The organism is uncultured Streptococcus sp. (assembly GCF_963456385.1).
Taxonomy (GTDB): Bacteria; Bacillota; Bacilli; order Lactobacillales; family Streptococcaceae; genus Streptococcus.
This window is the reverse complement of sequence record NZ_CAUOLF010000015.1, coordinates 1-12,769: the sequence shown is the minus strand read 5'-3', so window position 1 is coordinate 12,769 and position 12,769 is coordinate 1. Positions and strand designations below refer to the sequence as shown.

Here is a 12,769-nt window from a genome sequence, read left to right as displayed (position 1 = left end):
TAGGGGGATAAAATGTCTATTATTACTCTGATTTTGGCAAGCTTGGTTGCCTTGGAATTTTTCTACATCCTGTACTTGGAGACCATTGCGACGACTTCTGCAGCAACAGCTCGGGTTTTCGGTATGTCGCAAGAGGAGTTGGAGCGGCAGTCGGTCAATACACTTTTCAAAAACCAAGGAGTTTACAACGGATTGATAGCTGTTTTAGTGCTGATTGCGGCCTTTGTGCAGTCTAGTCCGGTTTGGCTGGGAATTTTTATGGTTTATATCATCTTGGTGGCAGCATACGGTGCAGTGACCAGTGACCCGAAAATCCTGTTCAAGCAGGGAGGGCTAGCTATACTGACCCTGCTTAGTTTATTTTTCTAAAATAGAGTGAGGAAGTAATTTCCCGCTCTTTTTTTATATAATGATTGACTTTTTTGTTAGACAAGTGTAGAATAAAGATAGAAATAGCATTATTTAGAAAGCTCGTGGGAACGATGAAAAGATCTATTAAACGTTTGCCAGATGGGGAATTTACTATTTTAAAAGTAATTTGGCAGCTGCCTACCCCGACGACCTCTGCCCGTATCATGGAAAAGCTGGGACCAGACAATCACTGGAAGCCCCAGACTTTGCTGACAGTCTTGGCTCGCTTGACTGAAAAGGGCTTTTTAGACAGTGTCCGCAAGGGGCGTGAAAGGCAATATACAGCCTTGATCTCAGAAGAAGAGTATCTGGAAGTTGAAGCTTCGGATTTTTTGAAGCGTCACAGCGGCCATTCAATGGGCGGTTTTGTCAAAACACTCTTTTCTTCTAACTCCTTTTCGGAAAATGAACTGGATGAGCTGCGTAGTTTGCTCAACCAAGGAAAGTAGGATGGAGGGATAAGCATGAAACAGTTCCTTCTTTCTTTTCTTCTGACCAGTTTGTCAACATCCATTTTGGTGCTTTTGCTTAGTCTGCTTTTTACGGCCTTTAAGACTAAGATTTCGGTCAGAGTGAAGTATTTTATTTGGTTTCTGATATTGCTGAGTTTTCTGTTTCCGTTCCGTCCTCAGTTTGGCTCAGGCCTGATTCGGCTGAATACAGGATCGGTAGTTCAGACAGCAGTGACTGCCACCCAGACAGGTGGTGCTCAGGGCGCTTCTCCAGCAGTTGAAAAAGCTGCCCAGCCAAAACTGTGGGAGGCTTTTCTCGGTCTGCCTTGGTTTGAGATTTTCTTTGCCATCTGGCTGATTGGCTTTTTCTTTAGTGTAGGAAGATACGCTTATTCTTATATTCGCTTCAGAAAGATGCTGAAGCGCTGGGGCACGGAGTTTCAGGACGAAGAAGCGATGGCTCAGTTGCGGGCTGTTCAGCAGGAGATGGGAGTTAAGGGCCAGATTCGTCTGCTCCACTATCCTATGTCCCAAAGTCCTATGCTGCTAGGTTTCAGAGATATTTTAATCGTGCTTCCAGAACTTGACTACACGGAAGAAGAGCTGCAGCTGATTTTCAAGCATGAGCTGACCCACTATAAGCACCGCGATGTTTTAATCAATCTCTTAGGGATTTTTGCCAAGAGTCTGCACTGGTTTAATCCGGTTGTCCGCTTTGCCTGCCGTGAAACCCAGGAAGCAGGAGAAATGTACTGTGACTACGATGTTTTGAGCTGTAGAGATACAGAGTATCGGACTTTCTACGGTGAAACGATTTTGACCATGATAGACCGCAGTAAGAAGACCCCAATTGCTCTGACAACCTGCTTTTACTCTGACAAGTTTAATCTCAAGCGGCGGATTGTCGGCATTATGGATAATCGGCTGCCTAAGAGGTTTCTGTCTGCTGCCTTTGTAGTGGCAGTTCCTCTCCTTTTGCTCTTGACTAGCTCGGTCTTTGCTCTAGAAAGCCCAGCTGCTCAACAAAGCAGACCTGTTGCAGGGCAAAAACAGTCTCAAGGGCTCAGTCAACGTCAGGCTCTAGCGTCCGTCTTAAAAGAGCTGTCTCTTTCTGAAAAGGATATTAAAGACCTCCAGATTGCGCGTGAGAAAGACACCTATAAAATTCGCTTCTCGCACGGGCAAACAGCTCATGAAACCATTGTCAATGCTAAGGATGGAAAACTAATCCAATCCAAGCAGCATACCATTGTCGAAAAGACGGTAACAGTCGAAAAAGAAGTCAGCCCATCCTCGTCAGCTGCATCAACTCCAGCTGACAGCGCTACTGCAGGCGCAGGGAATACGGGAGCAGCGGGCTCGACAGGAGCCACTACTGGCGCTGGCACATCAACAGTTCAAACTCCGTCTCAGAACAGTTCCTCTCATACGACAGACACTGATGATTCGGACGATGATGATGACCATGATGACGATTAAATAGAGGATTCTGCCAGTTTAAGTTTCTTAAAAGCTTAGACTGGTAGAATTTTATTATCTTCTCGAAGGGGGATTTGGTAATCCTCCAAGAGCAGTTAGTCATCAGTTTATCTTTTATTTTAGGTCGATTTTGCTTACAGTTTGCACTTCGTTTCCTAATACCAAAAACAAACTGAAAGATTATTTATCTTTTTTCTTGACATTTATAAACGACAATTGTAGAATATGCTTATAAACTATGTTTGTAGAATGTTTTTGAAAAATACTGCTTGGAAAGGAGAAGAAAGCAAAGCTTATCCAGACGCTTGTAGGTGCAGAGCGGAAGCTCTATTTCTTTTAAAAACAAAAACTACATTTGTAGAATTAAAGGAGAATCCAAATGAAACAAAAGCAAATCCAAACAAACTTCCAACGGATCGAAACTAAGTATATTCTTGACCGAGTAATGCTAGCTCGTCTTGAAGCTGACATGAGGCCTGACCTTACCGCAGATGATTATGCGACATCAACCATTTCCAATGTGTATTTTGATAATGATGAGTTCCAGATGATTCAGGATTCCATTGCCAGAAAAGGTGGTCGCGAAAAGATGCGGATGCGCACTTATGCTGAGCAGCCAAATGATGATAGTCAAGTTTTCTTGGAAATCAAGAAGAAACGCGATGAAGTAGGCTTCAAATATCGTTTAGTTTCCAATCCTCTCTCTGTGACCAACTATATTGTGAATGGTGTGGCAGACCATACTATTTCTGATGACCGGGTCAAGGCAGAAGTAGAACAGTTACAGGAGCGCTATATAGACTTGAAGCCAAAAATGGTGATTAGCTATGACCGCTACTCTATGAGAGGCTTGGAAGATAAAAAGGTACGTGTGACAGTTGATTCCAACATCCGCTATCGAGATTATGATGTAGATTTGGCTTCAGGTCGCTATGGACTGCCCTTGCTGGAAGACGACAAGGTGATTATGGAAATCAAGGTTCCTGGTCAGTATCCTCAGTGGCTGGCTGATATTCTCAATAAATATGGATTAGAAGACCAGTCCTTCTCAAAATACGGCAAAGCCTACCTGAAAACTAAAGAAAGGCTGACTCAAACAGTCAAGGCCTAAGGAGGTAGTCTATGCTCGATCAGTTATTTAACAGTATTTACTCCTCCACGGAAGTCAAGATTAATCCTTTAGCATTGATTTTTTCACTAGCAACTAGTGTGGTTTTAGGAATTGTCTTGGCCAAGGTCTATAAGCGCCAAACGATTTATACCAAGGAATTTGTCGTCACCCTCTCCCTTTTGCCAGCCATTATTTCCATTATCATCTTCTTGGTTAATGGAAATTTGGGTACCAGTGTCGCCGTAGCGGGAACTTTCAGTTTGATTCGCTTCCGGTCGGCTGCAGGTGGCTCCAAGGAGCTTCTAGCCATCTTTATGGCGACGGCTATCGGGATTACAACGGGGATGGGCTTTGTAGCGCTGGGAATTGTCTTTACTCTAGCTATTTCAGGTATCTGGATGCTCTTTGAAAAGATGAGCTTTACTTCAGTCAGTCCCACCAGACGTTATGTTCAGGTTCAGGTTCCAGCTGACTTTGACTATGAAGTACTCTTTGATGCTATTTTTGAAACGACTTGTAAATCAGCTGAACTGACCTCTCTCAAGTCGGCTGAAAAGAAGTCTATCAAGTTGGACTATGTTGTTGACTTGAATCCTGACATGAGCGACAGAGAGCTCATTCAGCAGTTCCTGTTCTATGATAAGGTGCAGGACATTTCCCTTTCCAAAGCTGCTAAGAAGCGTAAAACCCTCTAAGCAAAAGAAGAACAGCTGCAGCCATAGCAGTTGGTCTTCTTGTTTGTATCATAAAAAGGGGATACATCATAATTACAGAAAATACTTGACACTCTTTTCTATATGTGGTATGATTATATAGATTTTGGACTTGAAGGGAGTGAAAAAAATGTCAAAAACAGTAGTACGCAAGAATGAATCACTTGATGATGCACTTCGTCGTTTCAAACGTGCGGTTACTAAAGCTGGTACTCTTCAAGAAACACGCAAACGTGAATTCTATGAAAAACCTTCTGTAAAACGCAAACGCAAATCAGAAGCAGCTCGTAAACGTAAAAAATTCTAATTGAACAAAAAAGCAGACTCCGGTCTGTTTTTTGTTTTCACTCTTTGGAGAGAAGGGGATGATTGTGAGCAATAGGCAAGAAAAAAACACTGATTTTCATCAGTGAATTCTCTCTATTTTTTCTCAGCTAACAAAGCTTTGATTTCTTGCAGGACTTCCAATTCAGTTGGTCCAGCTGGCGCTTCTTCAGCTTCTTCCTTCTTCTTAGCAAGGCTTTGTGCTTTTTCAGCAGACTTGACGATGAAGAAGAGAACAGTACCAATTACCAAGAAGTTAATTACAGCGCTCAAGAAGTTACCATAGGCAATCCCGTTCCATTTCAATTGAGAAATTTGCTCCAAGTTTGCAGCTTTCAAAATTGGGTTGAGGAAGAGGGGAGTGATTACGTCAGTAATCAATGAAGTGACGATTGCTCCAAAAGCGTTGGCGATGATCACACCGACTGCCAAATCAATCACGTTCCCACGCAGCAAGAATTCTTTAAGATCCTTTAACATTCTTTCTTTCCTTTCAAGAATTTATTAATGAGATTATATTATAGCTTATTTATATGACATCTACAAGATATTTGTTTGTCAAATATTTTACATTTGCTTCATTTTAGTATAAAATATAGAATGATATTCTATGATAAATTGGAGGTATTGTCTCTTGATTGATAAAGAAATCATTTCTGAAATTAAAAACAGCGTCAATATCGTCGATGTCATAGGAGAAACGGTGGCCTTGACCAAGGCTGGGCGGAATTTCCTGGGACTCTGTCCCTTTCATGGCGAAAAGACGCCCTCTTTTAACGTTGTAGAGGACAAGCAGTTTTATCACTGTTTTGGCTGCGGCAAGTCGGGCGATGTCTTCAAATTCATTGAGGATTATCGAGGCGTTTCCTTTATGGATGCTGTGCAGATTGTAGCAGATCGGGCAGGGATTCCCTTGGCTGTAGAGACAGCGGGCAATGACCGACTGAGACAAAGCCATCCGCACCAGGCTCTCTACGATATCCATACCGAGGCAGCCAAGTTTTATCATGCGGTTCTGATGACGACCAAGATGGGAGAGGAAGCGCGGGCTTATCTCTACCAGCGGGGTCTGACAGATGATGTTCTTAAGCATTTTCAAATCGGGCTGGCTCCTAATGAGGGGAATTATCTTCATAAGAGTATGGCTGGCAAGTTTGATGAGAATACCATCATGAACTCGGGACTCTTTAATCTGGCGGAGAATAATCTGGTCTATGATGCCTTTCAGAATCGGATTATGTTTCCCCTGACCAATGACAGTGGGCAGGTTGTGGCTTTTTCCGGACGGATTTGGCAGGCAGCGGCTTCAGACGGGCATCAGGCCAAGTATAAAAACAGTCGCAGCACCGCTATTTTCAATAAAAGCTACGAGCTCTATCATCTGGATAAGGCCAAGCCGGTTATCAAGAAGAACCATGAGGTTTATCTAATGGAAGGCTTCATGGATGTGATTGCGGCTTATCGGGCTGGGATTGAAAATGCGGTTGCCTCTATGGGAACAGCTCTGACACCTGAGCATGTCCAGCATCTGAGTAAGTATTGCAAGAAGATTATCCTGTCTTACGATGGAGATAGGGCTGGGCAGGCAGCGACTGCTAAGGCTTTGGATGAGCTGGGAGATATGACGGTGGAAATTGTTCGGATTCCGGATAATTTGGACCCTGATGAATTTCTCGCTAAAAATTCTGAGGAAGATTTGCAGCATTTGCTGAGTAAAACGCGAATAAGTAATGTGGAGTTTCTGCTGCATCATCTGAAACCAGATAATATTGAAAATCTGCAGGCTCAGATTGAGTTTGTAGAGAAGATGGCACCGATTATTGCGAAGACCAAGTCCATCACAGCTCAGAACTCCTATATTTACATGCTGGCTGAGTTGCTGCCAGACTTTGACTATCAGCAGGTGGAGCAGACGGTGAATAACAGCCGGCTGGCTGAGCGTTCTAGTCGCAGTCAGGAGGCTCCGATTCATCAGTCTCAACCAGTCGTCATGCAGTTTTCGCCTTCGAACCGGCTGAGTCGTCTCATGAGGGCGGAAAATCATATCTTCCACCGCATGATACATCATCCTTTGATTTTGAACCAATACCGGCTGAGAGAAGACTTTGCCTTTGACTCGGAAGAATTGCAGGCCTTGTATGAGATTTTGCTGGCAAATGGCGAGATGACACCGCAGGACTTGTCCCAGCTGCCGGATCATGTCCAGCAGGCTTGGTACCGCGTCTTGGAAGAAGACTTGCCTGATGAGGTTTTGGAAGATGAATTGAAAGAAGTGGAAGAAACCAGAGAGCGGGAGATTTTGCGCAAGCATAATCAGTTTATTAGTAAGAAGATTCGAGAAGCTTCTCACAGCGGAGATACGGATACAGCCCTATCCGAGCTGGAGCGCTTGATTGAGCAAAAAAGAAGAATGGAGTAGGAATGGCTACAAAACAAAAAGAAGTAACAACATTAGACGTTCAAATTGCAGAATTTATCCGCAACCACAAGCAGAAAGGGATTGCGACAGATGATGAAATCAATGACCAGCTGGTTATTCCTTTCACTTTGGACGCTGATGGGATTGAGGATTTGCTTCAGCGCATTCAGGATGCTGGCATCTCAATTACAGATAAAGAAGGAAATCCCAGCGCGCGTGTCTTGAATACTGAAGAGGAAGAAGCAGAATTGACGGATGAAGAGCTCTTGGGCAGCAATTCAGCCAAGGTTAATGACCCAGTCCGCATGTATCTGAAAGAAATTGGGGTTGTGCCTCTTCTCAGCAATGAAGAAGAGCAGGAGCTGGCTATCTTGGTAGAACAGGGAGACTTGGAAGCCAAGCAGCGTCTGGCTGAGGCCAATCTTCGTCTGGTTGTTTCCATTGCTAAGCGCTATGTCGGCCGTGGTATGCAGTTCCTTGATTTGATTCAAGAAGGAAATATGGGGCTGATGAAGGCCGTTGATAAGTTTGACTACACTAAAGGATTTAAGTTTTCAACTTATGCGACTTGGTGGATTCGTCAAGCCATTACCCGTGCGATTGCTGACCAAGCTCGGACTATTCGGATTCCGGTCCATATGGTGGAGACCATTAACAAGCTGGTCCGCGAGCAACGCAATCTCTTGCAGGAATTGGGTCAAGACCCAACACCAGAGCAAATCGCTGAGCGCATGGATATGACACCTGACAAGGTTCGTGAGATTCTCAAGATTGCTCAGGAGCCGGTTTCTCTGGAAACCCCTATCGGTGAGGAAGATGACAGTCATCTGGGAGACTTTATCGAAGATGAAGTGATTGAAAATCCAGTCGACTATACAACTCGTGTCGTACTTCGTGAGCAGCTGGATGAGGTCTTGGATACGCTGACAGACCGCGAGGAAAACGTCTTGCGTCTGCGCTTTGGTCTGGACGATGGAAAAATGCGGACACTGGAAGATGTCGGCAAGGTCTTCAATGTCACTCGCGAGCGGATTCGCCAAATTGAAGCCAAGGCCCTGCGTAAACTCCGCCATCCAAGCCGCAGCAAACCACTCAGAGATTTTATTGAAGATTAAGAACTGAAGAGCGCAAGAAGGGACAGAAATTTTTCATTAGGAAGCGTTAAGTCGGCAATTCTAGCTGAAAAACAAAAGCCCTCTCAAGCTAACTTGAAATTTTTGCTCTATCTATAAGGAGGATATTGCATGTCAGAACAAAAATACAGCCCTGAAGAAGTTGAAAAGATTAAAACGCGTATTTTAGAGAGCTTGGAGCAGGTCATTGACCCAGAGTTGGGTATTGATATTGTCAATCTAGGCTTGATCTATGAAATCCGTTTTGACGAGACCAATGGGGAAACGGAAATCGATATGACCCTGACAACCATGGGATGCCCTCTGGCAGATCTTCTGACTGACCAGATCTATGATGCCATGTCAGATGTTCCAGAGGTTACCAAGACTGATGTTAAGTTGGTTTGGTACCCAGCTTGGACGGTGGAAAAGATGAGCCGTTATGCTCGAATTGCTTTGGGGATTCGCTAAGAACTGATAGTAAGTGCTGGCCTGCCGCGTGCAGGCTTTTGCTTTTTTTAGCAGATTCTGTTATAATGTTCCTATTGTCTTGCTATTGTTTTGGGGTCGTTACGGATTCGACAGGCATTATGAGGCATATTTTGCAACCCATCTAGCGGATGTAAAACGCCAGTTAAATATAACTGCAAAAAATAACAATTCTTACGCTGTAGCTGCCTAAAAACCAGCCAGCGTGACCCGATTCGGATTGCTTGTGTCTGATGACAGGTCTTATTATAAGCAAGCTACGGCAAAATCTGGTCTAGGGATTTTGCAAGAGATTGATAGACTCGCTTGACTTGGGCTTGAGCTATGTGTCAAAGTGAAGTTAAATCAATACATAGCCTATGGTTGTAGACAAATGTGTTAGCAGGTGTTTGGACGTGGGTTCGACTCCCACCGGCTCCATTATTTTAAAATCTTTCTAAAACGTTGAGAAATCAGCGTTTTTTGCTTATGCAATGTTCAGGAAATCTTGATTTCTGTCTGAAAAAGTAATACAATGATGTTAGTGATGACAAAGGAAATATTTGTATTTCTAGTAGGTTGGTTTCATAAGTATTAAGGGAAGTTTGATATGAGTTTTTTTAAGAATCTGTTTGGTAAGAAGCGAGAGCAAGAGAAAGTGGAAAAGGTAGAAGAAGCAGTGCTTGATGTGCCTGCTGAGGATCCTTTTCCGAGTGAGTGGGGATCTTTCTCAACCTATATTGATGACAAGTTGGCTAGCATCCGTCTGAATTTAGCTCTTGCTGATGAGGCACCCTATCCTCTCTATGCCTATGCTATGAGGCTCAAGGTAACGCTCCTCCAGTACGATGGGGAGACAGGTTTTCCATCTAGTGATGAGTTTAAGGAGCTGAATGTGATTGAGGATAGGCTTTCTGAGGCTTTGGGCCAGGTCGGCGGCATTCATGTCGGTGTGATTACAACAGATGGAAATATTGAGTTTTACTACTATTTGCAAGACAAGAAAAGCCATCTGGAGCCAATTGCGAACGTGATGCGCGACTTTCCAGATCGACGCTATGATTCGGCAACTCTAGAAGACGAGGAATGGAATCAGTACTTTGACTTTCTCTATCCTAATGAATACGAGTATCAGACTATTCTCAACCAGCGAGTCTGGTACCAGCTGGAGCAGGACGGCGATGACCATAGTCAAGAGCGCGAGATTGACCATTGGGCCTATTTTGCATCTGAGGAAGACCGAGATGGTTTCCTAAAAGAAGTCGAAGCGTTGGGCTATAGCCTCGTATCTGCTGAAAAGATAGAAGATGCGGACAAACCATATCAGCTGCATGTGATTCGTATGGATACGACCGAAATCTTTGATTTGAACCAGAATGTTTGGACTTTGGTTGAATTTGTGAAAAAATTTAACGGAAACTATGGCGGTTGGGGCTGTAATGTGGTATAATGGTTAAAGTTTTGAGAAAGCTGGGCTTTCTCTTTTGTGGAAGATTACTCAAGAGGCTTAAGAGGCTGTGTTGGAAACGCAGTAGGCGTGTAAAAGCGTGCGTGGGTTCGAATCCCATGTCTTCCGTTATAAGATGTAAGAAACGCTTTTCAGCGTTTTTTTATTTGTAAAAGGAGATGAAAGTTGCTTTAATATGAATATTTTTTGGAAATGCTTGAAAACAATTTCAGCAAAAAAAATAAGTAATTTATTGTTCATTTTATATAATAGTGTGGTAAAATAGGATTAATGGATTTTTAAAAAGGATATAAATTAAAGGGAGAATTATGTTTTTTAAACGTCAAAAAGGTAAGTACCACGAAGTAGAGCGTGTGACTCGTTTTAAGCTGATTAAATCGGGTAAGCATTGGCTGCGTGCTGCGACATCACAGTTCGGCCTTTTTAGATCAATGAGAGGGGGAGGCCTTTCATCGATCGAGCTCAAGGTAACGGAAGAACAAGTTACCGATAAGAAGAGCGGCATAGACTTTTTGAGGGGCATTGTCGCCACGGGAGCCGTGCTGGGCGGAGCTCTTGTGACAAGCACAACTGTCCATGCGGAAGAAGAGCAGGCTCTGGAAAAAGTCATTGACACGACAGACGTTTTAGCGACACGTGGTGAAACAGTTTTAGGAGAAGAAAGCAGTGCTGCTGAAGCAGTGACCGCAACGGCAAGCTCACATACTGAGTCAGAGTCTGTATCAGATACATCCTCAGCCAGTGCCAGTGCTTCTGTCAGTGCGTCTATCTCTGCCAGCATTTCAGCTTCAGAGTCAATGTCACAGTCTAGCTCTGCTTCTATCAGTGCCAGCACATCTCAGTCAGTCTCAGATTCCTTAAGTGTATCTGAGTCTCTTTCAGTGTCTTTAAGTACATCTGATTCAATGAGTGCAAGCACTAGTGCGTCCGCTAGTGCATCAGAGTCAGTCTCAGCCAGTCAAACGTCTACTACCTCTACATCAGAGAGTGCTAGATCCGAAAGCAGCCAGCAGTCGACAGAAGCTTCTAACCAGACAGGGCGGAGAAGGGGTCGCCGCGCGGTGACACAGCCCAATTTCAATGAGACTAACCGTGATAGAGTCAACGGTGATATGATTGACAATATCACCACAAGCTTTGATGATCAGACTCGTCTGCTGACTTGGACTATTACCTTGTCACCTAACAAAGCACAGACTGGCAATATTGGTGCGCTTGTATCTATCGGAGAAGGTCAGGAAACTACAAGCGTTACTTTCAATGGTCAAGAAGCTACTAATTCTGGGACTGTTCAGTCATCTGGAGCTTGGAACCTCTATACTGGTCGTTCAGCAGCGACTACAACTCTGAGAATTGTCACCAGAGTGGCAGCGACTACAGGTAATCCAGCTATTGCCCTGCGATTGGCAACAAGCGCTCGAACGATTACCGCTGACAATTTCCCTCATGAACATGCCGATGTTGCGAGCAGAACGGCAGGAAGTTGGGATAAGGTAGATCTGGATACCAATGTACCTTTTAGGGATGAGGAAGCTCCTCAAGTTAAAACAGGAGATTATGTAGTATATAGAGGCGAATCTTTTGAATTTTATGCAGAAACTACAGATAATAGCGGTCAAGTTAATGCTGTTATCATCCGTAATGTTGAAAGAAATAAGCAGGGTCAGTTTTATCTTTCACCTGACTGGTTACAATATTCTACAGATAATCTTGGACAATCGGGCAATGCTACAGCTCAGAATCCTCTTCGAACTAGAATATTTGGTACCGTTCCACTAAATAACCCTATTGGTATTTATACTCGTTATATGCTTGGAACAGATCCTAGTGGCAATGAAACCAAAATAAATCCTATTGATAGCCGAAATGGTTTTGAAAGATTTATCCTCACTGTAAAAACTCAAAATGAAAAGTATGATCCTGCAGATCCGACAATAACGTATGTAAATAATCTTTCTAACTTATCTACAAATGAGAGAAATGCTGTAGCTGCTGCGGTTAGAGCAGCAAATCCTAATATACCTGCTACAGCTACGATTACTGTTGCTGCAAACGGAAAGGTTACCATTACTTATCCTGACAAATCTACAGATACTATTCCTGCGGATAGAGTAGTAAAAGATCTTGCATCAAGTCGTTCAGCTTTGACGTCAGCATCGACATCCGCTTCGACCAGTGCTTCGGTGTCTGCTAGTACCTCTGCGTCTCTTAGTGCATCGACCTCTGCGAGCCAGTCTATTGTTGATAGTAAATCTGCTTCTGTAAGTGCATCAACATCTGCAAGTACGTCCGCGTCAACTAGCGCGTCAGTCAGCGCAAGTACGTCCGCGTCAACCAGTGCATCAGTAAGTGCAAGTACGTCCGCTTCAACAAGTGCCTCAGTGAGCGCCAGCACGTCTGCATCAACCAGTGCATCTGTGTCAGCAAGCACATCTGCTTCAACCAGCGCCTCCGTAAGTGCAAGTACCTCAGCATCGACCAGTGCATCTGTATCAGCAAGCACGTCAGCCTCAACTAGCGCATCTGTAAGTGCCAGCACGTCTGCATCGACGAGTGCGTCAGTGAGCGCAAGTATGTCTGCTTCAACTAGCGCATCCGTAAGTGCAAGTACGTCCGCTTCAACGAGCGCATCGGTAAGTGCCAGCACGTCCGCGTCAACAAGTGCATCAGTTAGCGCAAGTACCTCAGCTTCAACTAGTGCTTCAGTGAGCGCAAGTACATCAGCTTCAACTAGCGCGTCCGTAAGTGCAAGTACGTCAGCGTCCACAAGCGCGTCAGTAAGTGCAAGCACGTCCGCGTCCACAAGTGCGTC

The 12,769-nt window shown here is 44.1% G+C and carries 12 protein-coding genes, 1 tRNA gene and 1 other RNA gene; 13 read left to right on the top strand and 1 reads right to left on the bottom strand.

Annotated features, from left to right (window positions below; translation table 11 throughout):
- Positions 1 to 12 precede the first annotated feature (12 nt).
- From RP262_RS07230 to rpsU, 6 genes are all read left to right on the top strand, one after another.
- The gene (locus tag RP262_RS07230) at positions 13 to 369 is read left to right on the top strand and encodes a DUF1304 domain-containing protein (protein WP_268697719.1); all 357 of its coding nucleotides are present in this window, start codon (positions 13 to 15) and stop codon (positions 367 to 369) included.
- Between the two features lie 113 nt (positions 370 to 482).
- Positions 483 to 860: a BlaI/MecI/CopY family transcriptional regulator gene (locus tag RP262_RS07225; protein ID WP_175859334.1), complete on the top strand. Its 378-nt coding sequence runs from the start codon at positions 483 to 485 to the stop codon at positions 858 to 860.
- A gap of 15 nt (positions 861 to 875) precedes the next feature.
- Entirely contained in the window at positions 876 to 2,342 is a 1,467-nt protein-coding gene (locus RP262_RS07220; protein ID WP_311154729.1) for a M56 family metallopeptidase, read from the top strand.
- A 379-nt stretch (positions 2,343 to 2,721) separates the two neighbouring features.
- On the top strand, positions 2,722 to 3,453 hold the full coding sequence (locus RP262_RS07215; protein ID WP_311154728.1) for a polyphosphate polymerase domain-containing protein: 732 nt from the start codon (positions 2,722 to 2,724) through the stop codon (positions 3,451 to 3,453).
- Positions 3,454 to 3,464: 11 nt separating this feature from the next.
- Positions 3,465 to 4,148, top strand: coding sequence for a DUF4956 domain-containing protein (locus tag RP262_RS07210; RefSeq protein WP_311154727.1), 684 nt, complete (start codon positions 3,465 to 3,467; stop codon positions 4,146 to 4,148).
- Between the two features lie 148 nt (positions 4,149 to 4,296).
- A complete protein-coding gene (gene rpsU, locus RP262_RS07205; RefSeq protein ID WP_000048054.1) occupies positions 4,297 to 4,473 on the top strand; it encodes a 30S ribosomal protein S21 in 177 nt (58 codons plus the stop codon).
- Positions 4,474 to 4,586: 113 nt separating this feature from the next.
- Here rpsU and mscL read toward each other — a convergent pair whose 3' ends face one another.
- Positions 4,587 to 4,970, bottom strand: a complete 384-nt coding sequence (gene mscL / locus RP262_RS07200; RefSeq protein WP_002895947.1) for a large conductance mechanosensitive channel protein MscL — start codon at positions 4,968 to 4,970, stop codon at positions 4,587 to 4,589.
- Between the two features lie 154 nt (positions 4,971 to 5,124).
- Here mscL and dnaG point away from each other — a divergent pair, with 154 nt between their 5' ends.
- The 7 genes from dnaG to RP262_RS07165 form a co-directional block, all read left to right on the top strand.
- Positions 5,125 to 6,909 carry a DNA primase gene (dnaG, locus tag RP262_RS07195; protein WP_311154726.1) on the top strand — a complete coding sequence of 595 codons (1,785 nt, stop codon included), beginning with the start codon at positions 5,125 to 5,127 and terminating at the stop codon, positions 6,907 to 6,909.
- Positions 6,910 to 6,911: 2 nt separating this feature from the next.
- Positions 6,912 to 8,024, top strand: coding sequence for an RNA polymerase sigma factor RpoD (gene rpoD, locus RP262_RS07190; protein WP_311154725.1), 1,113 nt, complete (start codon positions 6,912 to 6,914; stop codon positions 8,022 to 8,024).
- A 129-nt stretch (positions 8,025 to 8,153) separates the two neighbouring features.
- The gene (locus tag RP262_RS07185) at positions 8,154 to 8,492 is read left to right on the top strand and encodes a metal-sulfur cluster assembly factor (RefSeq protein WP_002897870.1); all 339 of its coding nucleotides are present in this window, start codon (positions 8,154 to 8,156) and stop codon (positions 8,490 to 8,492) included.
- A gap of 92 nt (positions 8,493 to 8,584) precedes the next feature.
- Positions 8,585 to 8,933, top strand: a transfer-messenger RNA (tmRNA) gene (ssrA, locus tag RP262_RS07180).
- 166 nt (positions 8,934 to 9,099) lie between these two features.
- Positions 9,100 to 9,939, top strand: a complete 840-nt coding sequence (locus RP262_RS07175) for a DUF695 domain-containing protein (RefSeq protein WP_311154724.1) — start codon at positions 9,100 to 9,102, stop codon at positions 9,937 to 9,939.
- Positions 9,940 to 9,977: 38 nt separating this feature from the next.
- Positions 9,978 to 10,065 (top strand) — tRNA-Ser (locus RP262_RS07170).
- Between the two features lie 200 nt (positions 10,066 to 10,265).
- Positions 10,266 to 12,769: accessory Sec-dependent serine-rich glycoprotein adhesin (locus RP262_RS07165; RefSeq protein ID WP_311154723.1), on the top strand; the 2,504-nt coding region annotated here is incomplete at its 3' end.

Coding starts and splice junctions, on each gene's coding strand:
- RP262_RS07175 (WP_311154724.1), top strand. CDS start 9,100: ATGAGTTTTTTTAAGAATCTGTTTGGTAAGAAGCGAGAGCAAGAGAAA.
- mscL (WP_002895947.1), bottom strand. CDS start 4,970: ATGTTAAAGGATCTTAAAGAATTCTTGCTGCGTGGGAACGTGATTGAT.
- rpsU (WP_000048054.1), top strand. CDS start 4,297: ATGTCAAAAACAGTAGTACGCAAGAATGAATCACTTGATGATGCACTT.
- RP262_RS07185 (WP_002897870.1), top strand. CDS start 8,154: ATGTCAGAACAAAAATACAGCCCTGAAGAAGTTGAAAAGATTAAAACG.
- RP262_RS07210 (WP_311154727.1), top strand. CDS start 3,465: ATGCTCGATCAGTTATTTAACAGTATTTACTCCTCCACGGAAGTCAAG.
- RP262_RS07230 (WP_268697719.1), top strand. CDS start 13: ATGTCTATTATTACTCTGATTTTGGCAAGCTTGGTTGCCTTGGAATTT.
- RP262_RS07225 (WP_175859334.1), top strand. CDS start 483: ATGAAAAGATCTATTAAACGTTTGCCAGATGGGGAATTTACTATTTTA.
- RP262_RS07220 (WP_311154729.1), top strand. CDS start 876: ATGAAACAGTTCCTTCTTTCTTTTCTTCTGACCAGTTTGTCAACATCC.
- rpoD (WP_311154725.1), top strand. CDS start 6,912: ATGGCTACAAAACAAAAAGAAGTAACAACATTAGACGTTCAAATTGCA.
- RP262_RS07215 (WP_311154728.1), top strand. CDS start 2,722: ATGAAACAAAAGCAAATCCAAACAAACTTCCAACGGATCGAAACTAAG.